This is a genomic window from Methylobacterium sp. P3_A11 (assembly GCF_056403155.1).
In genome coordinates this window covers 55,142-81,446 of record NZ_JBFUGA010000014.1, presented here as the reverse complement: position 1 = coordinate 81,446, position 26,305 = coordinate 55,142, and the positions used below count along the sequence as shown (strand labels likewise).

Annotated in this window: 25 protein-coding genes and 1 tRNA gene; 16 read left to right on the top strand and 10 right to left on the bottom strand. The window is 69.8% G+C overall.

Going from position 1 to position 26,305, the window contains the following annotated elements:
• A partial coding sequence (locus AC1DXK_RS07030) for a flavin monoamine oxidase family protein (RefSeq protein ID WP_477297280.1) occupies positions 1-919 on the top strand: 919 nt, incomplete at its 5' end.
• 87 nt (positions 920-1,006) lie between these two features.
• Positions 1,007-1,630 carry a Crp/Fnr family transcriptional regulator gene (locus AC1DXK_RS07025; protein WP_457103865.1) on the top strand — a complete coding sequence of 208 codons (624 nt, stop codon included), beginning with the start codon at positions 1,007-1,009 and terminating at the stop codon, positions 1,628-1,630.
• Between the two features lie 20 nt (positions 1,631-1,650).
• Here AC1DXK_RS07025 and AC1DXK_RS07020 read toward each other — a convergent pair whose 3' ends face one another.
• Positions 1,651-2,649, bottom strand: a complete 999-nt coding sequence (locus tag AC1DXK_RS07020) for a 2-hydroxyacid dehydrogenase (RefSeq protein WP_457103866.1) — start codon at positions 2,647-2,649, stop codon at positions 1,651-1,653.
• A gap of 266 nt (positions 2,650-2,915) precedes the next feature.
• Between AC1DXK_RS07020 and AC1DXK_RS07015 the strand changes: the two genes are divergently transcribed.
• The gene (locus AC1DXK_RS07015; RefSeq protein ID WP_457103867.1) at positions 2,916-3,479 is read left to right on the top strand and encodes an SH3 domain-containing protein; all 564 of its coding nucleotides are present in this window, start codon (positions 2,916-2,918) and stop codon (positions 3,477-3,479) included.
• An 80-nt stretch (positions 3,480-3,559) separates the two neighbouring features.
• On the opposite strand, the gene irr is transcribed toward AC1DXK_RS07015, so the two are convergent.
• Complete coding sequence (irr, locus tag AC1DXK_RS07010; protein ID WP_457103868.1) at positions 3,560-4,075, bottom strand: Fur family transcriptional regulator Irr; 516 nt, start codon at positions 4,073-4,075, stop codon at positions 3,560-3,562.
• A 221-nt stretch (positions 4,076-4,296) separates the two neighbouring features.
• Between irr and fabA the strand changes: the two genes are divergently transcribed.
• From fabA to fabI, 3 genes are all read left to right on the top strand, one after another.
• Positions 4,297-4,833: a 3-hydroxyacyl-[acyl-carrier-protein] dehydratase FabA gene (fabA, locus tag AC1DXK_RS07005; RefSeq protein WP_457103869.1), complete on the top strand. Its 537-nt coding sequence runs from the start codon at positions 4,297-4,299 to the stop codon at positions 4,831-4,833.
• A 141-nt stretch (positions 4,834-4,974) separates the two neighbouring features.
• The gene (gene fabB, locus AC1DXK_RS07000) at positions 4,975-6,201 is read left to right on the top strand and encodes a beta-ketoacyl-ACP synthase I (RefSeq protein WP_457103870.1); all 1,227 of its coding nucleotides are present in this window, start codon (positions 4,975-4,977) and stop codon (positions 6,199-6,201) included.
• A gap of 360 nt (positions 6,202-6,561) precedes the next feature.
• Positions 6,562-7,392: an enoyl-ACP reductase FabI gene (fabI, locus tag AC1DXK_RS06995; RefSeq protein ID WP_457103872.1), complete on the top strand. Its 831-nt coding sequence runs from the start codon at positions 6,562-6,564 to the stop codon at positions 7,390-7,392.
• Between the two features lie 7 nt (positions 7,393-7,399).
• Here fabI and AC1DXK_RS06990 read toward each other — a convergent pair whose 3' ends face one another.
• A complete protein-coding gene (locus AC1DXK_RS06990) occupies positions 7,400-7,651 on the bottom strand; it encodes a hypothetical protein (protein ID WP_457103873.1) in 252 nt (83 codons plus the stop codon).
• Positions 7,652-7,786: 135 nt separating this feature from the next.
• On the opposite strand from AC1DXK_RS06990, the gene AC1DXK_RS06985 reads away from it, so the two are divergent.
• Together AC1DXK_RS06985 and AC1DXK_RS06980 are read left to right on the top strand one after the other, a co-directional pair.
• Positions 7,787-8,026, top strand: coding sequence for a hypothetical protein (locus tag AC1DXK_RS06985; RefSeq protein WP_457103874.1), 240 nt, complete (start codon positions 7,787-7,789; stop codon positions 8,024-8,026).
• 52 nt (positions 8,027-8,078) lie between these two features.
• The gene (locus tag AC1DXK_RS06980; protein ID WP_457103875.1) at positions 8,079-9,581 is read left to right on the top strand and encodes a DUF6880 family protein; all 1,503 of its coding nucleotides are present in this window, start codon (positions 8,079-8,081) and stop codon (positions 9,579-9,581) included.
• 20 nt (positions 9,582-9,601) lie between these two features.
• On the opposite strand, the gene AC1DXK_RS06975 is transcribed toward AC1DXK_RS06980, so the two are convergent.
• A complete protein-coding gene (locus AC1DXK_RS06975; protein ID WP_457103876.1) occupies positions 9,602-9,964 on the bottom strand; it encodes a DUF427 domain-containing protein in 363 nt (120 codons plus the stop codon).
• Positions 9,961-10,851: a methyltransferase domain-containing protein gene (locus tag AC1DXK_RS06970; protein ID WP_457103877.1), complete on the bottom strand. Its 891-nt coding sequence runs from the start codon at positions 10,849-10,851 to the stop codon at positions 9,961-9,963. Before AC1DXK_RS06970 ends, AC1DXK_RS06975 begins: the two co-directional genes overlap by 4 nt.
• Positions 10,852-11,019: 168 nt before the next feature.
• Between AC1DXK_RS06970 and AC1DXK_RS06965 the strand changes: the two genes are divergently transcribed.
• Positions 11,020-11,265, top strand: coding sequence for a hypothetical protein (locus tag AC1DXK_RS06965; RefSeq protein WP_457103878.1), 246 nt, complete (start codon positions 11,020-11,022; stop codon positions 11,263-11,265).
• Positions 11,266-11,296: 31 nt separating this feature from the next.
• Positions 11,297-12,058 (top strand): ComF family protein, encoded by a 762-nt coding sequence (locus AC1DXK_RS06960; RefSeq protein WP_457103879.1) that lies wholly within the window; start codon positions 11,297-11,299, stop codon positions 12,056-12,058.
• A 9-nt stretch (positions 12,059-12,067) separates the two neighbouring features.
• Here AC1DXK_RS06960 and AC1DXK_RS06955 read toward each other — a convergent pair whose 3' ends face one another.
• The gene (locus AC1DXK_RS06955) at positions 12,068-12,661 is read right to left on the bottom strand and encodes a GNAT family N-acetyltransferase (RefSeq protein ID WP_457103880.1); all 594 of its coding nucleotides are present in this window, start codon (positions 12,659-12,661) and stop codon (positions 12,068-12,070) included.
• Between the two features lie 283 nt (positions 12,662-12,944).
• On the opposite strand from AC1DXK_RS06955, the gene zapE reads away from it, so the two are divergent.
• Together zapE and AC1DXK_RS06945 are read left to right on the top strand one after the other, a co-directional pair.
• On the top strand, positions 12,945-14,177 hold the full coding sequence (zapE, locus tag AC1DXK_RS06950; RefSeq protein ID WP_457103881.1) for a cell division protein ZapE: 1,233 nt from the start codon (positions 12,945-12,947) through the stop codon (positions 14,175-14,177).
• Positions 14,174-17,128, top strand: a complete 2,955-nt coding sequence (locus AC1DXK_RS06945) for a response regulator (protein ID WP_457103882.1) — start codon at positions 14,174-14,176, stop codon at positions 17,126-17,128. Before zapE ends, AC1DXK_RS06945 begins: the two co-directional genes overlap by 4 nt.
• A gap of 39 nt (positions 17,129-17,167) precedes the next feature.
• Here AC1DXK_RS06945 and ubiB read toward each other — a convergent pair whose 3' ends face one another.
• From ubiB to AC1DXK_RS06925, 4 genes are all read right to left on the bottom strand, one after another.
• The gene (gene ubiB / locus AC1DXK_RS06940; protein ID WP_457103883.1) at positions 17,168-18,730 is read right to left on the bottom strand and encodes a 2-polyprenylphenol 6-hydroxylase; all 1,563 of its coding nucleotides are present in this window, start codon (positions 18,728-18,730) and stop codon (positions 17,168-17,170) included.
• Positions 18,731-18,935: 205 nt separating this feature from the next.
• A complete protein-coding gene (ubiE, locus tag AC1DXK_RS06935; RefSeq protein ID WP_457103884.1) occupies positions 18,936-19,721 on the bottom strand; it encodes a bifunctional demethylmenaquinone methyltransferase/2-methoxy-6-polyprenyl-1,4-benzoquinol methylase UbiE in 786 nt (261 codons plus the stop codon).
• A gap of 113 nt (positions 19,722-19,834) precedes the next feature.
• Positions 19,835-20,944, bottom strand: coding sequence for a 3-isopropylmalate dehydrogenase (leuB, locus tag AC1DXK_RS06930; RefSeq protein ID WP_457103885.1), 1,110 nt, complete (start codon positions 20,942-20,944; stop codon positions 19,835-19,837).
• Between the two features lie 143 nt (positions 20,945-21,087).
• A complete protein-coding gene (locus AC1DXK_RS06925) occupies positions 21,088-21,804 on the bottom strand; it encodes a carbonic anhydrase (RefSeq protein ID WP_457103886.1) in 717 nt (238 codons plus the stop codon).
• Positions 21,805-22,084: 280 nt separating this feature from the next.
• Between AC1DXK_RS06925 and AC1DXK_RS06920 the strand changes: the two genes are divergently transcribed.
• The 4 genes from AC1DXK_RS06920 to AC1DXK_RS06905 all read left to right on the top strand — a co-directional run bounded on the left by AC1DXK_RS06920 (position 22,085) and on the right by AC1DXK_RS06905 (position 26,298).
• Positions 22,085-22,879, top strand: coding sequence for a hypothetical protein (locus AC1DXK_RS06920; protein WP_477297272.1), 795 nt, complete (start codon positions 22,085-22,087; stop codon positions 22,877-22,879).
• Between the two features lie 345 nt (positions 22,880-23,224).
• Positions 23,225-24,790, top strand: a complete 1,566-nt coding sequence (locus AC1DXK_RS06915; RefSeq protein ID WP_457103888.1) for a 2-isopropylmalate synthase — start codon at positions 23,225-23,227, stop codon at positions 24,788-24,790.
• A gap of 100 nt (positions 24,791-24,890) precedes the next feature.
• A tRNA-Lys gene (locus AC1DXK_RS06910) sits at positions 24,891-24,966 on the top strand.
• 1,122 nt (positions 24,967-26,088) lie between these two features.
• Positions 26,089-26,298 carry a type II toxin-antitoxin system prevent-host-death family antitoxin gene (locus AC1DXK_RS06905; protein WP_477297270.1) on the top strand — a complete coding sequence of 70 codons (210 nt, stop codon included), beginning with the start codon at positions 26,089-26,091 and terminating at the stop codon, positions 26,296-26,298.
• Positions 26,299-26,305 lie beyond the last annotated feature (7 nt).

Here is a 26,305-nt window from a genome sequence, read left to right as displayed (position 1 = left end):
GCCCGGCCCCGATCGGCCGGCCGGCAGCGCCCTGCCGCCCGGGCTCGGCCCCTGGGGCGCGCGGGTGGCGCAGGTCCACGGCCTCGTCTCGGGCCGGCCGCTGGGTGAGGTTTCGCTTCAGGATTTCCCGAGCCTCGAATACGGCGACAATTATTTCCTGGCCGATGGCTACGGCAGCTATCTCGCCCGGCTGGCCGACGGATTGCCGGTGGCTTTGGCGACCCCGGTAGAACGGATCGACTGGTCCGGCGGCCGGATCCGCGCGACCACCGCGACCGGCGTGGACCACGTCGCCCGCGCCGTGATCGTGACGGTGCCGATGATGGTCCTGCGGGACGGGCCGGTCTTCACGCCGCCGCTCCCGAACGCGGTCCGCGCCGCCATCGACGGCTTCACCACCGGGATCTACGAGCACGCGGTGCTGCACTGGCCGTCGAGCCCGTTTCGGGGCCGCGACAGGCTGGCCGCGATCCACGGCGGCCGGCGCGCGCCGCCCGGGCTGCTCACACGCATCGACGGCACGCCGTTTCACTACTACGAGCTCGATCTCCACGAGGCCGCCGCGATCGATGCCGCAGGCTCGGGCGCGGACGGCGTGCGCCGCCATGTCCGGGCGGTCCTGACCGAGCATTTCGGGGTGGGGCGGCTGCGCGACCTCACGATTCCGGCGGTCAGCCTGTGGCGTCACGACCGGTGGTCGCGCGGCTCCTGGGCGGTGGTGCCGCCCGGCCATGCGCCGGCACGGCAGGCCCTCCGCGCGTCGGTCGCCGATACGGTCTGGTTCGCCGGCGAGGCGCTGTCCCGCGAGCAATGGGGCACCGTCGGCGGCGCCTACGCGGAGGGCGTCCGCGCCGCCGAAGCCGTGGCTGCGGTCGTTGGGGACAAGGCCGCGCAGCGTATCCGCCCGGGCACAGGCTGATGCGCGCGCAGCGCGGACAGGCCTGGCGTGCTTGCCCGATCGGACCAAGACAGGCATCCCCCGGGCGACACGCGTCAGGGGGCGGCGATGGATTGGGTCGAGGGGATCGGCTACCTCGGGACGGCGCTGACCATTTCGGCGACCGCCATGAGCACGATGATCCCGTTGCGGATCATCTCGCTCTGCGCGAGCTGCGCGGTGATCACCTACGGCACCCTGATCGGCAGCATGCCGGTCGTGTTGACCGAGCTGATCCAGATGCCGTTCAACGCCTACCGGCTCTGGCAGATGATGCGCCTCGTCCGCGACGTGGAGACCGCTGCCGACGGCGACCTGTCGCTGGAGTGGTTGCGGCCCTTCGGCTCGCGGCGCCCGTTCGGTATCGGCGAGGTGGTGTTCCGCAAAGGCGATCTCGCCAACGAGATGTACTACATCGAGAGTGGGCTGTTCCGGATCCCGGAAGTCGGGATTGAGGTGCGCAAGGGCGGGATCGTTGGGGAGCTGGGCCTGCTGTCGCCCGGCAACGCCCGCACCGCCTCACTTGTCTGCGTTGAGGCGGGCCATGCCCTGTGCGTGTCATATTCCGACGTCAAGCAGCTCTATTACCAGAACCCGGAATTCGGCTTCTACTTCCTGAAGCTCACCAGCGAGCGCCTGTTCCAGAGCGGGCAGGGCGCCAAGCAGCCGGTCACCGCGGGCGACGCCCTGTAGCAGAGCAGGACGCCTCCGGGTCAGAGCATGCTGGGCAGGATGCGGTCCGGCGGCCGGTGGCCGTCCATGAAGGTCTTGATGTTGATGATCACCTTCTCGCCCATGTCGATGCGGCTCTCGTAAGTCGCCGAGCCCATATGGGGCAGCAGGACGACCTTGCCCTGGCGGGCGAGCTTCACGAGCCGCGGGCTGACGGCGGGCTCCTGCTCGAACACGTCGAGGCCGGCCGCAGAGACCTCGCCGCCCTCGATGAGACGCGCCAGGGCGTTCTCGTCGATCACCTCGCCGCGGGCGGTGTTCACCACGATGGCTTCGGGCTTGAGCAGCTTCAGGCGCCGCGCCGACAGCAGGTGATAGGTCGCGGGCGTGTGCGGGCAGTTCACCGAGACGATATCGACCCGCGCCAGCATCTGGTCGAGGGATTCCCAGTAGGTCGCGTCCAGCGCGCTCTCGATCGCCGCCGGCACCCGCCGACGGTTGTGGTAGTGGACCTGCAGGCCGAAGGCGCGGGCGCGCTTGGCGAGCGCCTGGCCGATCCGGCCCATGCCGACGATGCCGAGGCGCTTGCCGGTGATCCGCCGGCCGAGCATCCAGGTCGGCGACCAGCCGGTGGTCCACTCGTCGTCCGGGATGATGCGCGCGCCCTCGGTGACCCGGCGCGCCACCGCGAGGATCAGCGCCATGGTCATGTCGGCCGTGTCCTCGGTCAGCACGCCGGGCGTGTTGGTGACCGTGATGCCGCGCTCGAGGGCCGCGGCCACGTCGATATGGTCGACGCCGTTGCCGAAATTGGCGATCAGCCGCAGGTTCGGGCCGACCTGGGCGATCAGTCCGGCATCGATCTCGTCCGTGACGGTAGGAACCAGGACGTCGGCCTCCCGCAGGGCCGCCGCCAGGGCGTCCGGCGCGAGGGGCGCGTCTTCCGAATTGAGCCGGACGTCGAACAGCTCGCGCATCCGCGTCTCGACGGCATCCGGCAGGCGCCGCGTCACGACCACCAGCGGCTTGCGCTTCGACACGTGTCTCTCCCCGTCAGCCCTGCGGCCCTGTTTGCGGCTTACGCCCGGCGGCTCTCGTCCGGACCGCTTCCCGCAAGCGTCCGTTAACCGAACTCGGCCAGACAGGATCGGTCACGGGGCACCGGTTGCGGAGCCTGTTCCGACCCTTCGGCCTCTCTACCAGAGGTGGGCCGGAACACAATCGGAAGCGGGCTCGCTTACCGAACCCGGCCGACTTTCGACAGGCCCGGCACCCACCAGAGCCACGTCCGGATAGGGAGAGGACCATGCGCGTGTCACGCCACAGCTTCGCCGTCGCGGCGCTGCTGGCCTTCAGCCTCACGACCGGCGTCCGGGCGGCGGCGCCCGCAGGACCCGAGGCGGGCGTCGGGCCGGTGACCAAGCTGCCGCTGCCACGCTACGCGAGCCTGAAGACCGATCGCGTCAACCTCCGCGAGGGGCCGTCCAAGGATCATCGCACTCTCTGGGTGTTCCAGCGCGCCGGCCTGCCGGTCGAGATCGTGGGCGAGTTCGAGACCTGGCGCCGGATCCGCGATTCGGAAGGCACCGAAGGCTGGGTGCTGCACTCGCTCCTATCCGGTCGCCGCACTGCCATAGTCAATGCCGGTCCGGACAAAGGGGCCGAGAAGGCGGCTGTGTCGCTCCGCGCCAAGGCCGACGACGGCTCCGAGGACGAGGCCAAGCTCCAGACGGGGGTGATCGGCAGCGTCAAGAGCTGCACCGGAACATGGTGCCGCCTGATCGTCGCACTCCCGAACAAGCGCGACGTCGACGGCTACATCCGGCAGAATCGCCTCTGGGGCGTCTACCCCAACGAAGTCGTGGAATAGGAGCCGGACCCACGAACGAGAAAGGCCCGGACGAAACCGGGCCTCACCGTCAGTGTCAGCTGGACTGCGCCGGCGCCGGATCAGCTCTGGCGGCGGCCGGCCGGGCGACTGCGCCGCAGGCGGACGATCACCTCGACGCCGGCGATCTCCATGCCCTCGGGGGCCTCCGGGAGCGAATCGACCGTGATCCCGCAATCGGGCATGTCGATCACCTGGCTCTCGTCCTCCAGGTAGAAGTGGTGGTGCTCGGTCGGGTTCGTGTCGAAATATGCCTTCGACCCGTCGAGAGCGAGTTGGCGCAGCAGCCCGGCCTCGGTGAACTGGTGAAGCGTATTGTACACCGTCGCCAGGGAGACCGGCACCTTGGCGCGCATCGCCTCGTCGTAGAGCATTTCGGCGGTGAGGTGGCGGTCGCCACGGCCGAAGAGCAGCCAGCCCAGGGACAGGCGCTGCCGGGTCGGCCGCAGGCCCGCCCGACGCAGGCGGTCGCGCAGATCGGACAGCGGGCAGCCGCGGCGCGGAGTCCCGTTGGCCTCCAGCTGGGGGGCGGGGACCCGGCCGTTGAAGGCGGCCTGGAATGGCACCGGTTCGGACATCGCTGGACTGAACGCTCGACGAGGGGCCTGAAGGAACGGACGTCTCCTGAGTATATTGAAGTGGTCGGGCGGTCGCAACCCGAGCCTTGCCCGACCGCCTGGACCGCGGTTGAAGGCTTTGAAGGCGCGACGCCTCATGCTAACCCGCGCGCCAGCCGACGGGGCGAGTATTGTCGTCCGCGACGCGAAGATCGCGCACATCCGAGGAAACAGCCACCGCAATGCCGCCAGACGCCGACACACCCGCGCAGGGCGCGAACCGCCGGTCACACTATTCCTACGAAGATCTTCTGGCCTGCGGGCGCGGCGAACTCTTCGGACCGGGCAACGCGCAGCTGCCCCTGCCGCCGATGCTGATGTTCGACCGCATCACGTCCATCGCCGCGGAGGGCGGCGCCCACGGCAAGGGGCACGTGACGGCCGAGCTCGATATCCGGCCTGACCTGTGGTTCTTCCCCTGCCATTTCCAGGGTGATCCGGTGATGCCGGGCTGCCTCGGCCTGGACGCCCTCTGGCAGATGCTGGGCTTCCATCTGGGCTGGCTCGGCGCGCCGGGCCGCGGCCGCGCCCTCGGCGTCGGCGAGGTGAAGCTCGCCGGCCAGGTTCTGCCGTCGATGAAGAAGGTCGTATACAATGTCGACGTGAAGCGTGTCCGCCAGGGCAAGCTGGTTCTCGGCATCGGCGACGGCTGGCTCGAGGCCGACGGCGAGCGCGTCTATCAAGTTCAGGACATGCGGGTCGGCCTGTTCCAGAGCTGAAATCGCGCCAGTCGAACGTCCGGTTCGCGGCGAGGCCGCAACGTCGGACGGTCTCGGCGGTTGAGATTGTGTCCGCGTCACCTTAGCTGACCGGGACGCGGCCCGGGCGACCGAGGCCGCGACGGAGGTAGTGTCACCATCATGCGCCGCGTCGTCATCACCGGGATGGGTATCGTCTCGTCCATCGGCAACAACACGCAGGAGGTGCTCGCCTCCCTGCGCGAAGCCCGTTCGGGCATTTCGCGCGACGCCAGCTACGCCGAGCACGGCTTCCGCAGCCAAGTCTCGGGGGCGCCGACCCTCGATCCGGAGGGTGTCGTGGATCGGCGCGCGATGCGCTTCCACGGCGGCGGCACCGCGTGGAATCACGTGGCCATGGATCAGGCGATCCAGGATGCCGGGCTCGCGCCCGGCGACATTTCCAACGAGCGCACCGGCATCATCATGGGTTCGGGCGGACCCTCGACGCGGGTGATCGTCGAGGCCGCAGCCATTGCCCGCGAGAAGGGACCGAAGCGGATCGGCCCGTTCGCCGTGCCGAAGGCGATGTCGTCGACCGCCTCGGCGACCCTGGCGACCTGGTTCAAGATCCGGGGCGTGAACTACTCCATATCGTCGGCCTGCGCGACGTCGAACCACTGCATCGGCAACGCCACCGAGATCATCCAGGGCGGCCGGCAGGACATCATCTTCGCGGGCGGCTGCGAGGATCTCGACTGGACCCTGTCGGTGCTGTTCGACGCCATGGGCGCGATGTCGTCCAAGTTCAACGACACGCCGTCGCGGGCCTCCCGGGCCTACGACGCCAACCGTGACGGCTTCGTCATCGCGGGCGGTGCTGGCGTTCTGGTCCTCGAGGAATTGGAGCACGCCAAGGCGCGGGGCGCCCGGATTTATGGCGAGGTCGCCGGCTACGGCGCCACCTCGGACGGTCACGACATGGTGGCCCCCTCCGGCGAGGGCGCCGTGCGTTGCATGCGCCAGGCGATCGAGGGACTCAAGGGCGCGCGAATCGACTACATCAACCCGCACGCCACCTCGACGCCCGTGGGCGACGACAAGGAGATCGAGGCGATCCGCGAGGTGTTCGGCCGTGGAGACGATTGCCCGCCCATCTCGGCCACCAAGTCGCTGACCGGCCATTCCCTGGGCGCCACCGGCGTTCAGGAAGCGATCTACAGCCTGCTGATGATGAACAACGGATTCATCTGCGAGAGCGCGCATATCGAGACCCTCGATCCGGCCTTCGCCGACATGCCGATCCTGCGTGCGCGCCGGGACAATGCCCAACTCGGGCACGTGCTGACGAATTCCTTCGGCTTCGGCGGCACCAACGCGACCCTGGTCCTGAAACACGTCGACGCCTGACCGCGCCGCGGAACTGGATTTGCGCGGTCGGCGTTTACCCGATGTTGGGATTCGGTGATGGCGATGAGCACTTTCATCTTTGGAACGCTTGGCGGCCTGCTGATCGCCGGTTGCGCCGCCATCTACGCGAAGCAGGCGGTGATCGAGGATGCGCACACCCATACGGACGGGCACTTCTAAGCCAGTCCGTAATGCCGGAGTAGCCCCGCCTCGCGGCGGGGCTTTTTTTTGCCCGCCACTGACCGCGTTTGGAACGCGGGGCGAGGCGCGTTAAGGCAGCCTGACGCGTTCCGTATCGGGACGGCGGTCTGCCGCCCCCGCCTCACGGGGACGGCCTAATCGGTCAGGATGTGAGGCGGCATGACGGGTTTGATGGCAGGCAAGCGCGGCCTGATCATGGGCGTCGCGAACGATCACTCGATTGCCTGGGGCATCGCCAAGGCGCTGCACGGCCAGGGTGCGCGGCTGGCCTTCACCTATCAGGGCGAGGCGCTCGGCCGACGCGTGGCACCACTAGCCGCCAAGGTCGATTCCGACATCGTGCTGCCCTGCGACGTCGAGGACATCGCCTCCGTCGACGCGACCTTCGAGGCCCTCGACGCACGATTCGACGGCGGCCTCGATTTCGTCGTCCATGCGATCGGCTTCTCCGACAAGGCGCAACTGAAGGGGCGCTACGTCGATGTGACGACCCGTGAGAATTTCGTGCGCACGATGACGATCTCGTGCTTCTCGTTCACCGAGATCGCGCAGCGCGCGGCCAAGCGCATGACGCCGGGCGGCGCCCTGCTGACGCTGACCTACGGTGGCGCCACGCGGGTCATGCCGAATTACAACGTCATGGGTGTCGCCAAGGCGGCCCTGGAGGCGTCCGTCCGCTACCTGGCGAGCGATCTTGGCCCGGATGGGATTCGCGTCAACGCGCTCTCTGCGGGACCGATGCGGACGCTGGCGGGTGCGGGAATCGCCGACGCGCGGCTGATGTTCAACCACCAGCGCGCCCATGCGCCGCTGCGGCGCACGGTGAGCCTGGACGATGTCGGGGGCTCGGCCCTCTACCTGCTGTCGCCGCTCTCGGGCGGTGTCACCGGCGAGGTCCACTTCGTGGATGCCGGGTACAACATCATCTCGATGCCGCGCCCGGACGTGCTCCAGGCCCAGGATGAGGCCGGCGTGGTCGGAGATGCCTGACCGTGCCTCACTCCTCCGGGATCCGCCCCGGGGGGAGGGGACCGGCCGGACCGCCGTGCTCGCCGCGGACCGACCGGCGCTGACGCTCGGCGCGCACCGCCTCGGGGGAGGGTGGGGCCGAGGGATAGTTGGAGGCGAACGGATTGGGCGGCGCGCCGCGCCCGGATCCGCCGAGGAGCCGGTCGAAGAAGCCCTGCTCGGCACGGGCAGGCTGCGCGGCCATAAGGAGGGCGATGGCGAGGATCGGGCGAAGCTGCATCGTCGTCTGCGTACCGGGATCCGGTGCCGCTAGACTCACTTTCCGGCAGATTGGAGGCCGGCGGGCAGGTCACCTGGAACCGCGGGGCCTCCGGCGGGTTCGCGGTCATCGAAGAGGGCGCGTACAGGAGGCGTGATGTCCGAGGTTACCTATCGCATCGTCGAACACGACGGCGGCTTCGCCTACAAGGTCGGCGACGTGTTCTCCGAGACCTACCCGAGCCGCGAGGCGGCGCTGCAGGCGGCCCAGGCCGCGGCGGCCGAGCAGCAGGTGCCCGGCTCGACCGAGGGCATCCGCTACCAGGACAAGGCCGGCGGCTGGCACGACGAGACCGCGCAGGGCAGCGATCGGCCCCGCGCCCGGGTCGTGGAGTAGTCGGCCCGGACGTCATGGGCATGGGTGGTCCGGCGCATCGACGGGGACGGCGATGGCACGCCCTCGGCGGGTGACGCCGGCTGCGCCCGCCGAGGCGCCGATCCGGCCAAAGGGCGCGCGCCGCACGACCCCGTCGCCCGAGACGCTCGCGGCACTCGGTCCCGACCGTCTCATCGGGCTGATCCTTGGTGAGACGGCACGCAATCCCACGTTCAAGAAGCTGGTCAGCGCGGCCCTTGCCGCTCTACAGGGACCGGATGCCGTCGCGGCGATCGTCGACCGGCGTCTCACGGCCCTGGAGGGGGCTCAGGGCTTCATCGACTGGCAGAAGCGTCGATCGTTCGCGGCCGATCTCAACGCTACCGTCACGGTGATCCTCGACGAGTTGCGACCCCTCGACCCGGGGGCGGCCCTCGACCGGCTCCTGCGCTTCCTCGACGCGGCCGACGCGGTGCTCAATCGCGTGGACGACAGCACCGGCGCAGTCCAGGGGGTGTTCGAGCGCGCCTCCGACGCCGTCGTGGCGATGACGGGCTCGTTGCCGCCAGACGATGCCGTACGGGTCGCGGCGAGCCTCGTCGCACGCTGCGCGTCGGAACCGCTCGGTCCGCATGCGGCCGTGCTTGGAGACATGATCCCGTCCCTGCCCGAAGAGGCGCTCGGCGCGGTTGACCAGCGGCTCGCCGCAACGGACGCCGCGCAGGCGACGGACTGCGATCTCGACCGGGGGGCGACCCATCACCGTCGGGCGGGCCTCGTCCAGATCCTGCGTCTGCGGCAAGCCATCGCCGACCGGCGTGGCGATGTGGACGCGTACATCGCCCTCGAAGGCGCGCTGCTACCCGGCCGCGAGAGCCGTGCGGAGATCGCCCGGCGGCTACTCGACGCCGGGCGGCCAGGCGAGGCGCTGGACTGGATCCGGCGCCCGCAGGAACCGGGATCGCGCATCGCCACCCGGGCCGACCTGATCGCGGGGTTCGACCCCCGCGGACCCGATCGGGCGCGGCAAGCGCTGGAGATCGAGATCCTCGACACCCTCGGACGGGCCGATGAGGCGCAGGCCCTGCGCTGGGCGCGATTCGAGCGCGATCTCGACGCGCCGATGCTGCGGACCTACCTGGCCAAGCTTCCGGATTTCGAGGACGAGGAGGCGCTCCAGCGCGCCCTCGACTGGGCCGACGCGTTCCCGCAACCGCACCGGGCGCTCGCCTTCCTGGTCGGGTGGCCGGACCTGAACCGCGCCGCAGGGCTCGTGACCGCGCGCCCGCAGATCTGGCAGGGCGACCAGTACGCCGTGCTGGCGCCGGCCGCCGAGGCGCTGAGCCAGGACCACCCGGTCGCCGCCACGATCCTGTACCGGCGCCTGCTGGACGACATCCTGGAATCCGGTCGCAGCGCCGCCTATCCGCACGGGGCACGCTACCTCGCGGAACTCGATGGCCTGGCGGGCCGCCTCGCCGCGGGCGACGTCACCCCCGATCCGCAGACCTATCGCCACGATCTGCGGCGCATGCACGGACGCAAGCATGCGTTCTGGGGATCGGTCAGGGACTGAAGCGGCTAGGCGCGATCAGGTCAGTCTTCGACCACGATGGCGTCAACGCGATCCGGATAGAACGCCACATGCTCCCGGATCGCCGCGACGGCGGGGAAGGGGTCCCCGTAGCTCCAGACCGCGTCCGGCCGCCGGGTCCCATCGACGACGAGGTCGAAATAGTGGGCATCACCCTTGTACGGGCAATGGCTTGACCGCTGTGAGGCGACGAAGCAGCTGGATCGGATGTCGCTCCTCGGGACGTAGAAGACGGGTGGATAGTCCGCTTCCTGAAGGCGCAGCGCGTTGCGGGTATCGGCGACCGGCACGCCTGAGACGACGACGCGGACGCGGCGCGCCTCCGGCGCGATCGTGATCGGATGATCCGGTCCAGGCACCTTCATGACACTCCCCCCTCACCGGGCCTCAGTTCGATGGTTCCGAGTGCATCCGCGAGCCGCGTCTGCGCCGTACCGGGCCTGAGCGGCTTCTGCTGAGTCTCGTGCGGGACCCAACCCGAAAGCCATAGCACCTCGAAGGTCGCCCGCACCCGTCCATCCGGATCCGAGAACCGTTCGGCGTAGATTTCGGCCGTCCGCAGGAGGGTCGCCCGCCGCAGCGGCGTCCGCCGACGCTCGACGAGCACGTTGGTCATGCCCATCGCGCGCAGATCGCGCAGGAGACCGAACGGGTCCGCGTAGCGCACCGTCAGCGTGTCGGTGTCGGCCACCGGCAGCGCGAAACCCGCCCGTTGCAGCAGGGCGCCGGCCTCGCGGACGGCGGCGAATGGAGCCACCCGGGGGCTGATCCCGCCTTCGACCTCGCTCTCGGCCTGGGCGAAGCTCTGACGCAGCTCGGTGAGCGTCGCACCACCCAGCAGGCAGCCCAGGAACAACCCATCCGCCCGCAGGGCACGGCGCAGCTGGATAAGCGAGCCCGGCAGGTCGTTCACGGCCTGCAAGGCCAGGAGCGAGACGGCGAGATCCAGGCTTCCCGGCGCGAGCGGAAGCACCTCCGGGTCGCCGACGATCACGGCGCCGCCCGGCTCCGGAAGTGCCGCGAGGCGGAGATGCCGCGCCTCCGGATATCGGGCGGCGAGCATCCGGGCGGCCACCGGTGCCGGCGTGGCGAGGTCCAGGACCGCCGTGAAGCTGCGCAGGACCGCCCCCAGGCGGTCGTCCAGGTCCTCGGCGAGGCGATCGAGGAGGAAGCCCGGATAGCCAATCCGCCCGGCGCGGGCGAGGCGGCGCCGGGCGAGGCTCGTGTCGAACAGGGCGGCGGGAGAATCCATCGTGGCTGAGATGGCATCTGGGGACGCGTCGCGCCACCTCTCGCGCCCGCCCGCATGGTCCGCGCGCACGGAACCGTGAGCTGCGCTATGGTGATGGAACGACTCGGCAGCGTCGCTGTTCCTGCTGCAACCGGCCTTACGGCCGAGATTCCTCATGGAGCACACATCATGAAGCGCATGCTCGTCGGGGCCGCCGTGGCCCTCACCACCCTGGCTGCCGCGGGCGGCGCCGAGGCGAAGGGCTGCATCAAGGGCGCCATCGTAGGCGGCATCGCCGGCCACTATGCCGGTCATCACGGCCTTATGGGTGCCGCCGCCGGCTGCGCCATCGGCCGCCACCGCGCAAATTCCCGTGACCGCCAGGTGGAACAGCAGCAGATGGCGCCGCAGGCACGTCCCGTCTCCGCGCGCTGAGCGCGCCGGTCACTGGGATCCCGTTCCCCGCATGACGGCCTTGCACGCCGTCGCAACGGCCCTGCGCGGTCTGCCGCGCGGGGTTCTGTCGCTGATCTACCCGCCCACTTGCGCGGGCTGCGGCAGCGCCACCGCCGATCCTGGCGCCCTGTGCCCGGCCTGCTGGTCAGGCCTGCGCCTGATCGACGAGCCGGTCTGCCAGCGCTATGGCACGCCGTTCGCCGTCGATCTCGGCGTCGGCCCGCTGCTGTCACCGCGGGCGATCGCCGAACCTCCGGTCTTCGGGCGTGCCCGGGCCGTCGCCCTCTATGATGCCGGGGCGCGCCGCCTCGTCCACCGTCTGAAATACGAGGATCGGCTCGATCTGGCCCAGGGGATGGCGCGGATGATGGCCGCGAGCGGGCGGACACTGATCGCAGACGCCGAATGTATGGTCCCGGTGCCGCTCCACCGGGGACGTCTGTGGCGCCGTCGGTTCAACCAATCGGCCCTGCTGGCCCGAGCGATCGCCGCTTCGGCGGGCTTACCCATCGTTCCGACGGCACTGATACGCGTACGAGCGACGCGGTCGCAGGTCGGGTTGAGCCGCGCGGCGCGGGCCGAGAACCTCAGCGGCGCCTTCCGGGTGGCAGCTGCCGAGCAGCATCGGATCCGCGGGCGGCGGGTTCTGCTGGTCGATGACGTCGTCACCACGGGCGCAACCGGCAATGCGGCCGCCCGGGCGCTGCTGCGCGGCGGCGCCGCGTCGGTCGATCTGCTCACCTTCGCGCTGGTCGGCGACGCCACGGGGTGAGCCGCGCCGTCAGCTGGGCGCTGGGTTCCGGTTGGAAAAGCGCGCCGCCAGGGAGAAGTCGAAGGCTTCCGCGATCCCCTCGTACCACAGCGAGAACGGCGTCGGGTGCGCGAGATGCACGGCGCCTTCGACCTCGCCGCCCGTGTGCTGGAGCGCGGCCCCGTGACGGGCGGCGAGCCGCAGCATCGGACCATTGCCCGACAGGCAGCGGACGTGCAGGTCGATCACGCCGCGATGGCGCGCCGCGCGGGCGATCCGGGCGAACAGGTCGGCGCCGAGCCCGCGCCTGCGGAACGGGCGCTCCACCGCGAACGCAGCCTCGGCATGCGGACCGAGGACGCACCGCGATACGCTCGGACCCATCGGCCGCAATTCGCCGAGCCCACGTATCACGCCATCCGCGAAGGCGCCGTACATCACGCCCTCAGCGATCAAAGCGCGCGCGGCATAGGCCCTGACACCGGCCTCGCTGACATTGCCCATGAAGCGGCTTGCCCGGGTCTCCGGATCCAGCCGCAGGAAGTAGTCCAGCACCGCGTCGCGATCCGCCTGCCACAGGCGCCGGATGCTGTGGGCGGGCACATCGGGGGCTTGTCTCGCCATGATGAAGCTCCGGTTCGTGCGCGCTGCCGCGCGGATTGGTCCGGACGCTCCTCCCCAGGACGAGGACGATGTCGCACTGCGCCAGACGTTGTGCAATGCAGCGCGATGCACGGGTGCCCCTCTGTGAAGCCACCTTGTGAGCGGGCTATGGGACGCTTCAACGCGGCTGTTTGCCCCCGGACTTGATTCAGGCCGAGCTTGCGCGGCACTGGAACCGGCTCCGGGTCGTTGACCGCCGACGCGGGCGCGGGGGTGCCGCGACGAGCAGCGAGGGACCGGCGGCGTGAACGACAGATCCGGCAAGCATGTGGCCCCGTCGCCGGCGGCGCGGGCCGGCGCGATCTCGCCCGGCCCGGTCCACGAGCGCTACGAGTCGCTCATCGCCACGGGCGCCATCGAGCGCGACCCGGCTCAGGGCCACCTCGTGCGCGCCCTCGACCGGCTCGTGATGGACCTGCAGCGCCGAAAGCGCGCCAGCAAGTCCAGCGCCCTGGGCTGGCTGTTCCGGCGCAAGGACGAAGCCGAGACGATCAAGGGCCTGTACATCTGGGGCTCGGTCGGGCGCGGGAAGACCATGCTCATGGACCTTTTCCATGAATCGGCCCCGGAGCCGAAGCGGCGAGTACATTTCCATGGCTTCCTGGCGGACGCCCACGAGCGCATCCACGCCTACCGTCAGGCCCTCAAGGCCGGGACCGTGAAGGGCGACGACCCGATCGGCCCCGTGGCCGACCAGCTCGCCGACGAGGCGACCCTGTTGTGCTTCGACGAATTCACCGTCACCGACATCGCCGACGCGATGATCCTGGGCCGCCTGTTCGGTCACCTGTTCCGGCGGGGCGTCACCGTGGTGGCGACCTCGAACGTCGAACCTGACCGGCTCTACGAAGGCGGCCTGAACCGGGCGCTGTTCCTGCCCTTCGTGGCGACCCTGACGGACAGGGTGGATGTCGTGCGGCTCGACTCCCGGACCGACTTCCGGCTCGAGAAGCTCGGAGGCGCAGCGGTCTATCACGTCCCGGCCGATGCGGCGGCGCGCGCGGCACTCGATGCAGCCTTCAAGGGACTAACCGGCAAGGCGCGGGGCCTCCCGACGACGGTCACGGTTCACGGCCGGGCGGTAGAGGTCCCGGAGCAGTCCAACGGTGTCGCCCGTTTCGATTTCGACGATCTCTGCCGAAAGCCCCTGGGCGCCTCGGACTACATGGCGCTGGCTCGGGCCTACCACACGGTGATCCTGGACGGGATCCCAGTGATGGGGGAGGCGGACCGGAACGAGGCCAAGCGCTTCATCACGCTGATCGACACCCTCTACGACCGGCACGTGAAGCTCGTCGCCTCCGCGGCCGCCGAAGCGCCGGATCTCTACACCGCCGAGACCGGTCGCGAGGCCTTCGAGTTCGACCGGACTGTCTCGCGTCTCATCGAGATGCGGTCGCGGGACTATCTCGCCCAGCCGCACGGCCGGCCCGATTCCGAGGCCTCGGGCGCCAGCACCGGGCTGGTGGAAACGTGAGCGCCCAGGCACGCACCGGGTCGATCTTCGGCCTGCGTCGGCGCAATTGGCGCGGCGCCGGGCCGCTGAGCTGGCTCCTGGGCTCCCCCGCCGCCTTCGTCCTGCTGGTCGTCGCCCTGGGTGCCGGGACGGCGAACTACGTCGCGGGCGAGGCCGACCGGACGGCGACCGCCCGGGCAAACGCCACTGTCGCGGGGGTCGAGCGGCTGATTTCCGAGGTCAAGGACCTGGAGACGGGCGAGCGCGGCTTCGTGCTGGTCGGCAGYGAGGATTACCTGACCCCGTACACGACCGCGCTCAACAGGATCGAGACCGACCTCGCGGGCCTCGGCGCGGCTGCGCAGGAGCCTGTGCGCGCCGGCGGTCCGTCTCTCGCCGGTCTGATCGCGCAGAAGCGGGACTTCGCGGCCCGGGTCGTGGCGGCGCGGCGCAACGAGGGCTTCGATCCCGCCATCGACCTCGTCCGCACCGGCGAGGGCAAGCGCCTCATGGACGCGATCCGAACGGAAGCCGCCGCCCGTCAGACCGCGACCACGGATCAGCTTGGGGTTCTGCAGGCGCGCGAGCATTGGCGCGGGCTCCTGCTGTTCCTGCTCTCCGGAGCGGCGGCCCTCGGGGCGATCGTCCTGCTCGCCCGGCTGGCCCTGGTGCGGCGCCAGGAATCCTTGCGCATGTCGCGGCTCCTCGACGGCGTCCTCGCCAACGCGCCGGTGGGCCTCGGCTTCCTCGACCGCGCGTTGAACATCCGGCACATGAACCGGGCGCTCGCCACCATGAGCGAGCGCGGCTTCGGGGCCGATCTGGGCGCGCCGATCTGGGCGATGCTCCCGACCCTGCGGGAGGAACTCAGCACGAAGCTCGCCGCGGCGCTCCGGGAAGGCCTGGTCTCCCCGGACGTCCCGGTGGCCGTGCCGACCCCCTCGGCCCCGGGGGGCGTGCGACATTTCTCGATGAGCTTCTATCCGCTCCGGGGCGACGACGCCGGCGAAGCCGACGACAGCGTGGAAGGCGTGGGCCTCGTCGTGGTCGACGAGACCATTCGCCATCTCGCGGAGGCCCGGCTGCGCCGGAGCGAGGAGCGCTTCCGATCGCTGATCGAGGCCAGTGCGGCGATCGTCTGGACCGCCAATCCGGAGGGAAGCCTGCACCGCCGTCAGGTCGCCTGGAGCCGCTTCACCGGACAGGATGAGGCCGCCTATGCGGGACTCGGCTTCCTGGACGCGGTCCATCCCGAGGACCGCCAGCACACCCTGGACGCATGGTCCCGCGCGCTGACCAGCCGCGAGCCCTACGCCACGGAGCACCGGATTCGGGCGGCCTCCGGGGCGTACCGGCACATGAGCGTGCGCGCCGTCCCGATCCTCGAAACCGACGGGACCCTGCGGGAATGGGTCGGGACCCACACCGACATCACCGAGCGCAAGGAAGCGGAGGCTGCGATCGAGGCGGCGCGCGCGGCCGCCGAAGCCGCCAACGCGGCCAAGAGCCAGTTCCTCGCTAACATGAGCCACGAGCTGCGCACCCCGCTCTCCGCGGTCATCGGCTACGCCGAGATGGTGCAGGAAGAGCTCGAGGATCTCGGCGAGGCCGACCTCGTCGCCGATATGCGGAAGATCGAGACCAATGCCCGCCACCTCCTCGGCCTGATCAACGACGTGCTCGACATCTCCAAGATCGAGGCCGACCGGGTCGAGGTCTACGCGGAGGATTTCGACGTCGCCACCGTGGTGCGGGAGGTCGCCGTCACGGTCGAGGGGCTGATCGCCAAGAAGGGCAACGCCCTGGAGCTGGCGCTCGAGGACGATCTGGGCACCGCCCACACCGACGTCACGAAGCTGCGCCAGTGCCTGATCAACCTCCTGAGTAACGCCGCGAAATTCACCAAGGACGGCCGGATCACCCTGTCGGTCGTCCGCATCGGCGGGGCGTTGCGGTTCTCCGTCTCCGATACCGGCATCGGCATGACGCAGGAGCAGGTGGGCCGGCTGTTCGAGCGGTTCACCCAGGCCGACGCGTCGACCACGCGGCGCTTCGGCGGGACCGGGCTCGGGCTCGCGATCACCCGGGCCTTCGCGGAGATGCTGGGCGGCGCGATCGCCGTGGAGAGCCGCGAGGGGGCGGGCACCACCTTCACGCTGACGCTCCCGGACCGTTTCGCGGGGGACAGATCGGACGAGGCGGATGCGACCGTCGCGCCAGCTGGGGACCGCAGGCCGATCCTGGTGGTCGACGACGACGCGGCCACCCGGGATCTGCTCGCCCGATTCCTGGAGCGGGAGGGCTTCCCGGTCGCGGTCGCGGAGGACGGGCGGCGGGGCCTCGAACTCGCCCGCAGCCTGCGACCGCGGGCCGTGCTCCTCGACGTCACCATGCCGCAGATGGACGGCTGGGCGGTCCTGCGCGCGTTGCGCGCCGATCCGGAGATCGGCGCGACGCCGATCGTGATGGTCACGGTGCTCGACGAGCAGAACCTCGCGTTTTCCCTCGGCGCCACCGATTACCTGCAGAAGCCGATCGATTGGGGCAGCCTGCGGCAGATCGTCGATCGCTTCCGGCCGGTCGCGGGGGACGGGTCGATCCTCGTCGTCGAGGACGAAGCCGACGTGCGGGGACATCTCTGCGCCTATCTCGCGCGCGAGGGCTTTCCCGTGCGCGAGGCCGAGAACGGGCTGCACGCCCTCGCTTTCGTCGAGGCGGAGCGGCCGTGCCTCATCCTCCTCGATCTGATGATGCCCGAGATGGACGGCTTCGCCTTCCTGCGGGCGCTCCGGGCGCGGGAGGAGTGGCGGGACGTGCCCGTGGTGGTTCTCACCGCCAAGGACATCACGGCCGAGGATCGGCGGCGTTTGGCCGGGCAGGCCGACCGGGTCCTCGCCAAGGGGGCGACCGGCCTCGGCGAACTCGCCCAGGCGCTTCGGGCGCTGATCCCGGCGGCGGATCAGCCCGACTGATCGAGACGCGTCGCTCCCGGGTCGGCGGCCGACCCGGCCTCACAGGCCCCGGAATGCCAGCACCAGGGCTCCGATCGCGATGCCCCACAGGGCGAGCGTCGACCAGATCGCCCGCAGACGCTCGTTCCTGGCGAAACGCTCCAGACGGCGGGCGTCGCCGGTGCCGGCCTCGTCGAGGCGGACCAGCACGCGCTTGAGCCGCTGGGCGAGGTCGGGAATGTCGCTGACCACATCGGAGACGACCCGCAGAGCCTCCAGGCCGCTCTGCGCCCGGCCCACCGGACCCATGTTGCGGGCGATCCAGGTGCGCACGACCGGCTCGGCGGTGGTCCACATGTCGAGCCGGGGATCGAGGGAACGGGCGACACCCTCGACCACCACCATGGTCTTCTGGAGCATCACCAGTTCCGTCCGGGTGCTCATGTCGAACAGGGCCGTGACGTCGAACAGGAGCGTCAGCACCTTGGCCATCGAGATCTCGTCGGCCCGGCGCTGGTGGATCGGCTCGCCGATCGCGCGGATCGCCTGAGCGAAATCCTCCACGGAATGGTGGGCCGGCACGTAGCCCGCCTCGAAATGCACCTTCGCCACGCGGCGATAGTCACGCAGGATGAATCCGAGCAGGATCTCGGCGAGGAACCGGCGCTCGTTCTGGCCGAGCCGGCCCATGATGCCGAAATCCACCGCCACCAGCCGGCCTTCGGCATCGACCATCAGGTTGCCCTGGTGCATGTCGGCGTGGAAGAAGCCGTCGCGGATCGCGTGCCGCAGGAAGCTCTGGATGACGGTCCGCCCGATCGTCTGCGGATCGTGCCCCGCGGCGGCGAGTTCGGCCGCACTGTGGAGGCGGGTCCCGTCGATCCATTCCGCCGACAGCACCTCGCGGGCGGTCAGCTCCCATTCGGGTCTCGGGACGCGGAAGTCGGCATCGTCCCGGGTGTTTTCGGCGAGTTCCGATGCCGCCGCCGCCTCCAGGCGGAAATCCATCTCCATCAGCACGGAGCGGGCGAGGATCTCGACCACTTCGCGGGGGCGCAACCGCTCGGCCTGTGGGGACAGGGCGTGCACCACCCGGGCCATGAAGCGCATGACCTCGAGATCGCGCATGAACCGCTCGCGCACGCCCGGCCGCATCACCTTGACGGCAAGGGCGCGCTGCGTGCCGTCAGGATCCTGCACGATCGCCTTGTGGACCTGCGCGATGGAGGCGGCCGCGATCGGCTCGCTGAACGACACGAACAGCGCGCTCACTGGCTTGCCAAGCGCGGCCTCGACGGTCCGAACCGCGACCGCCTGCGGGAAGGGCGGCACTCGATCCTGCAGCTTCTCCAGATCGAAGGCTGCCCGCACGCCGACGATGTCCGGTCGGGTCGCCAGGAACTGCCCGAACTTCACGTAGGACGGTCCGAGGCGGGTCATCGCCGCCGAGAGCCGGGCGGCCCCGTCGTCGAGACCCGGCCGCTCCAGGGTGCGGCCGATCCTGAGTGCAAGGCGCAGGTGCGGCGGCAGTTCCGATGGGTCCGCGAAGGCGAGCGCGCCCTCGCGAGCCAGCACGAAGCCGACCCGCGCCCCGCGAAACAGGTTGATCGCGGCGCCGATCATGAGCGCGTTGTCCCGCCCGCCTCTGCGGGAAAGGGAAGCCCCTGCGTCGGCAGGACTCGGGAGAAGCGGGCGACGGTGGCGGAGGAGGCAGCGGCCTTCCCGCCCCGCGCGACCGCGGACGCGGCGGTGCTACCTCCTCCCACCCCGATGCACAGGATATCGTCCCCCGCGAAGGGGGGAGGGAGGTCGCGCGCGTGGGGCAAGATCAGGAGACTTTCCAACCCGAATGGATCGCCACGATCCCGCCCGAGAGCGGCCGATCGGTGACGTGGCGGAAGCCGGCGCGCTCGATCATTCCCGCGAATGCGCCGCGAGTCGGGAACTTCCGGATGGATTCCACGAGGTATCGGTAGGATTCCGCATCACCGGCCACCCGGGCGCCGATGCGCGGGATCACATTGAAGGAATAGGCGTCGTAGATCCGGTCGAGCAGCGGGATGTCGACGGCGGAGAATTCGAGGCAGAGGAACCGCCCACCGGGCTTCAGCACCCGCCGCGCCTCGGCGAGCGCTACGTCGATCCGCGGCACGTTCCGGATGCCGAAGGCGATCGTGTAGGCGTCGAACGAGGCGTCGGGAAGCGGCAGCGTCTCGGCGTTCGCGGTGACGAAGGCGATCCGGTCACCGGCCTCGTCGACCTCCCGCTCCCGAGCCCGCTCGGCGCCGACCCGCAGCATCGATTCGTTGATGTCGAGGACCGTCACCCGGGTCCGCGGGCCGCCCGCGGCCAGCACCCGGAAGGCGACGTCGCCGGTGCCACCGGCCACGTCGAGATGCGCGAAGGGCCGGTTCCGTGGCGGCCGCAGCATCGAGACGAGCTGCGCCTTCCAGGCCCGATGCAGGCCCGCCGACATCAGGTCGTTCATGATGTCGTAGCGGCGGGCGACCGAGTGGAAGACGCTGTCCACGCGCCCCTGCTTCTCGTCGAGCGCCACGCGCTCGAAGCCGAAATCCGCGCTCGCGCGCTCAGACGCCCCGTCTCCGGCCTTCATGACGCTCCCAATCCTCGATGGGCGCGTCATAGCGAAGGTCGAGCCCGACCGCCATGCGTCGAAACACGCGGCTGGGGATCGGCCCCGATGCTGCGACGCGCCGAAGTCGTGCCTCAGCCGACCCGTGCGCGGAGGGCGTCGGAGACCGCCGACGCCATGGCGCGGGTTCCCATCGGGTTCGCGCCCGCGGCGGCGATGTCGGCGGTGCGCGCGCCGCCCGCGAGGGCGTCCGTGATGGCGCCGTCCAGGGCGTCGGCGGCGTCGCCGAGCCCGAAGGAGTAGCGCAGGCACATGGCAAGCGAGCCGATCATGGCGATCGGGTTGGCCTTGTCCTGGCCGGCGATGTCGGGGGCCGAGCCGTGAACCGGCTCATAGAGCGCGCGGCGCAGGCCGCTCGCGTCGACCGCGCCGAGGGACGCCGAGGGCAGCATTCCGAGGGAGCCGGTCAGCATGGCGGCGATGTCGGACAGGACGTCGCCGAACAGGTTGTCGGTCACCAGCACGTCGAACTGCTTCGGCCGGCGCACCAGCTGCATGGCGCAGTTGTCGGCCAGGATGTGCTCCAGCTCGATCTGCGCATAGTGCTCGGCGTGGACCTTGGTGACGACCTCCTTCCAGAGGACGCCGGACTTCATCACGTTGTGCTTCTCGGCCGAGGCGACCCGGCCCGAGCGCTTGCCGGCGAGGTCAAAGGCCACGTGGGCGATCCGCTCGATCTCGGCCGTCGTGTAGACCTGGGTGTCGACCGCGCGCTTGGAGCCGTCCTCCAGGGTGGTGATCTCCTTCGGCTCGCCGAAATAGACGCCGCCGGTGAGTTCCCGGACGATCATGATGTCGAGGCCCTCGACCAGCTCGCGCTTCAGCGCCGAGGCCTCGGCGAGCGCCGGGTAGCAGATCGCCGGGCGCAGGTTGGCGAACAGGTCGAGTTCCTTGCGCAGGCGCAGCAGGCCGGCCTCGGGGCGGTTCTCGTAGGCGACGCTCGCCCATTTCGGACCGCCGACGGCGCCGAGCAGGATCGCGTCGGCAGCCTTGGCGCGCGCCAGCGTCTCGTCCGCGAGGGGGCGGCCGTGGGCGTCGATCGCGCAGCCGCCGACGAGGTCGGTCTCGATCTCGAAGGTGGCGAGGCCGGTATCCTTGAGCGTATCGAGCACGACCTGCATGCCGCCGGCGACTTCCGGGCCGATCCCGTCGCCGGGGAGGAGCAGGAGCTTGTAGCTGGCCATGACGGTCTCGCGGGTTTGTCTCGACGTGCCGGCGGGCTTTATCGAGGGCAGACCGTCATTGGCAAGGCGCTCGGGCAAGAGGCTTCTGGCGAGGCGCTTGGGCAAGGCGCCCGCGAGCCCGTCGGGGCGGGCCGCGCCCCGGATCAGAGGAACGCGACCTTGCCGGTGGCGATCTCGTAGTAGCCGCCCACGACCTTCACCCGCCCAGCGGCGACGGCCTCCGCGAGGATCGGCCCCGCCTGCTCCAGCCGCCTGACGGTGTGACGGACGTTCTGGGCGATGGCCTCGGCGAGGGGATCCGGCGCCCGCGCCTTCTCGGCCAGATCGACCGCCGGGCGGATCGCATCGATCAGCGCCGGCAGATGGCCGGGAAGCACGGCGTTGGTCTTCATGGCGTCGATCGTGGCCTTCACGGCCCCGCAATCGGAATGGCCGAGGACGAGGATCAGCGGGGCGCCCAGAACCGACACGCCGTATTCGAGGCTGGCGAGGCCGTCGGTGTTCACGAAGTTGCCGGCGACACGGACGACGAAGAGATCGCCCGGTCCCTGGTCGAAGATGAAGTCCGGGGCGACCCGGGCATCGGCACAGCCGAGGATGCAGGCGATCGGATGCTGCGCGCCGGCCCGGGCGGCGCGACCGGCCGAGAAGTCCCGGTTGGCGGGCGCGTTGGCGGCGTAGCGGCCGTTGCCGTCTCGCAGCCGTGCCAGGGCCTCCTCGGGCGTGATGGCGCGAGACCCCGCCCCGCCGGGGGCCGCTTCGGCGCACCGGATCCGGGCGGAAGCGGCCGCCAATGTGCCGGCCGCGACGGCCGTGAGCAGGCCGCGCCGTGAGAGGAAGGCTCGATGCCGCGCGCACACGATCGATGATCCCTTCGCATTCCATGCCGGCATGGCCCGGCGGACCGCTCGTCCCGGCGGGGATAGGCCGAGCAGACCCAGTCGTAATCCGGACGGTTCTTCATCATCGAGTCCAAACTTTGCAGGAAAGACTGGACCGAATCCCGTGCGCGGGGCATCCCGGGGTCATGGGTCCGGCGGCTGCGGGGCACGAATGTTGGATGATCATTTCCGGGAGCGGATCGATCTCCTTCGATCCGAGCGAGATTTCCGCGAGGCGCTCGCCGGTTACTGTCAGGCCATGATCGATCCATCGCAGATCGTTTGGCCCAGTCACAAATTGCTCAATCAGTTCGAACGCTACCTGGTCTCGTTCATGCTGATCCACAACGACTATGCGTGGCGCCACCAGGGAGGCCCACGCCCGACACTGACGGCCCTCCAGGCGATGGTCGGACTGAGCCCCCGGCAGACGGCCGGCTTCGTGTCGGCCCTGAAGGCCGGGCGGTTCGTCACCGCGTTCGCGGATCGGTGCGATGGGCGCGTGAAGTGCCTGCGGGCCTCGCCGGCCCTGGTGACCGAGATCGGACGATCCGGGCGCCTCTTCGTCGCCGCCATGGACGCCGTCGCGCAGCGCGATCCGGGCCGCGCCGCGGGGTTGGCCGCTCCCGACCGGCTCGGCGAACTTGTCCGCCGGGCGGCGGCCCATGTGCTGCGGCACGGGGCGCTCATCGCACCGTTCCCGCGGATCCTCCATTTCGCCCGCCGGGACTGCGGCTACCCCCTGCTCGTTGCCCTGGTCGGTGCCCACTACGCCGCCACGATACCGCGGGCGCCGACGGCGGCACCGCTGAGCCTGCGCGGCCTCGCCGAGCGGCTGGACGTATCGCGGGCGCATGTCGGAAATCTGCTCGGCGAGGCGGACGCCGCCGGATGGATCCGGATCGCCGACGGCCGCCTGACCGCCTTCGACCCGACGCTGCTGCTGGAATTCGAGCGCTGGGCCGCCGGTCAGATGCTGTTCTACGACGATCTCGCGGCGGCGGTCCTCGCCGATCCGCCGGACGCCGCCGTTCCCGACTTCGCCTGCGCCTGACGGTGCGGCCGGAGGCGCGGGTCTCGCTTGTGTTCCGACCGCTCCGGGGCTACCTACGGGCAGCACCGCGCCGTGAGACCACTCCGCGCGGGTCGCCGACAGGAGAGACGAGCCTTGGCCAGAGCCGGCTCAGCGCCCGAGATCGCCCGCGCCGCCATGACGGCGCCGCGGTCGCGCGCGCGCCGCGTCGGGCTTGCTCTTCCGCTTCTGCTTACCCGCCCCTGAGGGCCGTCCGGGCGCGCGCCTGGGCCTTCAGGGGAGTTCTTTCATTCGCGAATCCGCCCGCGAGGGCATCACGCCGCGCCGCGCCATCACGAGCCGGGCGGCCCGCGACAGGGTAATGCCATGACCACGACCAACACCGCCTCCGCCCGCGACCGGATCCTGATCTTCGACACCACGCTCCGTGACGGCGAGCAGTGCCCCGGCGCCACCATGACCTTCGACGAGAAGCTCGCGGTCGCGGAGCTGCTCGACACGATGGGCGTCGACATCATCGAGGCCGGCTTCCCGATCGCCTCCAACGGCGATTTCGAGGCGGTGTCTGAGATCGCCCGTCGCACCAAGCGCGCCACCATCGCGGGCCTCGCCCGCGCGATTCCCGCCGACATCGCCCGGGCCGGCGAGGCCGTGCGCCACGCCAAGCGCGCGCGGATCCACACCTTCGTGTCGACCTCGCCGATCCACCTCGCGCACCAGATGCGCAAGAGCCAGGACGAGGTCATCGAGATCATCCTGAAGACCGTGGCCCAGGCCCGCGACCTCGTCGAGGACGTGGAATGGTCGGCCATGGATGCGACGCGCACGCCCCTCGACTACCTGTGCCGCTGCGTCGAGGCCGCCATCAAGGCCGGCGCCACGACGATCAATCTCCCCGACACGGTCGGCTACGCCACGCCATCCGAGTATCGCGAGATGTTCGCGAACGTCCGCGAGCGCGTGCCGAATGCCGACAAGGCCGTGTTCTCGGTCCACTGCCACAACGACCTGGGCCTCGCCATCGCCAACTCCCTGGCGGGCATCGAGGGGGGTGCCCGGCAGGTCGAGTGCACCATCAACGGCATCGGCGAGCGGGCCGGCAACGCCGCGCTCGAGGAGATCGTGATGGCGCTGCGCACCCGCGCCGACGTGCTGCCCTACGAGACCGGCGTCGAATCGACGATGCTGACCCGCGCCTCGAAGCTCGTGAGCCACGCCACGAACTTCCCGGTGCAGTTCAACAAGGCGATCGTCGGCCGCAACGCCTTCGCGCATGAGAGCGGCATCCACCAGGACGGCATGCTCAAGAACGCCGAGACCTACGAGATCATGACCCCGGCCTCGGTGGGCCTGACCAAGACCTCCCTGGTGATGGGCAAGCATTCCGGCCGGGCGGCGTTCCGCTCCAAGCTGGAGGATCTCGGCCTGCACCTGTCCGACAACCAGTTCCAGGACGCGTTCGAGCGGTTCAAGGAACTGGCCGACCGCAAGAAGCACGTCTACGACGAGGATATCGAGGCGCTGGTCGACGAGAACCTCGCCACGGCCCACGACCGGATCCGGCTGGTCTCCCTGTCGGTGATCGCCGGCACCCGGGGACCGCAGCGCGCGACCCTGCGCATCACCGACGAGACCGGCACGCGGATCGAGGAGGCGGACGGCAACGGGCCGGTGGACGCCGTGTTCAACGCCATCACCGCCCTGGTGCCGCATCAGGCGCAGCTGGAGCTCTATCAGGTCCATGCCGTGACCGGCGGCACGGATGCGCAGGCGGAGGTGTCGGTGCGCCTGCGGGACGGCGAGCGCAGCGTCACCGCCCGCGGCGCCGATCCGGACACGCTGGTGGCGTCGGCAAAGGCGTATCTCTCGGCGCTGAACAAGCTCTCGGCCCATGCGGTGCGGGTGCATGCACAGCATGCGGCGGCAGAATGAGAAAAAGCTGCGATCGGGGGTGGACAGTCCCCGGCCGCGTTGGTATCAGCCCGCCACCCCGGACGGACTTGGTGGCCGCCGGGCGATCGCAGATGCGATCGGGCGCATAGCTCAGTTGGTAGAGCAGCTGACTCTTAATCAGCGGGTCCTAGGTTCGAACCCTAGTGCGCCCACCAATCAGTTCAAAGGCTTAGATGCAGAAATGCCCGTTTTGGGCTTTCTCGCCTGACCCGAACGTAACATCTGACGTAACAGCGCACGGCATCGCCATCCCTGGGGAGGGCGCAATCGAGTACGAGCTGCGGTTCCAGAGGTCCTTCATCATCGCGGTCGCGACATCGAACAGCTGCGACTGCGGCTAGGCGTTTCTCGAAATGGCCGCGAACTCGCCCTCGATCACGTCGCGGCGAATGGCCTTGCCGTAGCTGGCGCAGCCCTTCTTCGGGCACTGGTACTGGACGCGACCGCGAGCCTTCGAGCCTCTGGACCCTAATCCTCCCGGAAGGCCAACCCTCGCGCCGGATTGGATGCGCGGTTGACACGGCGCGGCGCTGCGATCCGCATTCACCCGGACCGTGAAGGCGGTACGGGCCGCACCCACGATGCCGCCCTTGCGGGCGGTTTCCCTCCGGCTTGCCGCCTCTCAGTCCTGACGGACCAGCGACAAGCCTGCGAGCATCGCAGGACCCATGCGTCCCTTGACGGCGCTCCGGTGCTGTCGCGCTCCGACGCTCTAAGGCCGCTGGCTTTGCGCCACGACCTTTCCGCCAAGGATCGCGCACCTTCACGCCGTCAACCGCCTTCCGCACCATCCGGGTGAATGCTGCCACCTGCGAACATGCTTGCGCTCGGACTCGTCAGCCTGGGGCCGGGATCAGCAGGGCGATCGAAGGCGGGTTCGCTCTTCCCCTCTGGGGTTCGCGGCGATCTTCGCCGGTGAGCGTGAGACTGAGTCCAATCCCACAAGGAGGCCTCCGATGCCAAACGACGGATGCTCAAAGCGGGCGCTGCCGCTCCTTGTGATCGCGACTCTCTTGCTGAATGCCCACGGGCGACAGCACCTTTGGCTATATGTCGTCTGCCAGCCGGTCGCTGCCTAGGATCGCGCTTTCCAAAAAGCGCCCGATAACGAAATCCAACGCCTTCCGCCCGACGCGGCGCTGGAACGACCGATACTGGAACGCGCTAAGTTGCGAAATCATGCGCGGGCTTGTGGAACCAGCCGAAGATGTCTTGATAAAATGGCCAGAATGGCCATAGTAAGCTCTGATTTAAACAGGGGCCGCGCCATGCATAGCATGTCGGCGAAGGACGCCAAGTACAGCTTTGGACGTTTGATCGATTTGGCTCGCGCCGAGCCAGTCATGGTCGCCAAGCATGGTCGTCCAGTCGTGGTGGTGATGTCAGTTGAGGAATACGAAAGATTGAAGAACAGCGAAGTTGGCGGCGAAGACAGGAACTTGAACAAGAGCCAGCCGGCCCATCCGGCTGGCGTCCGAAAAAACTGAGCTTTAT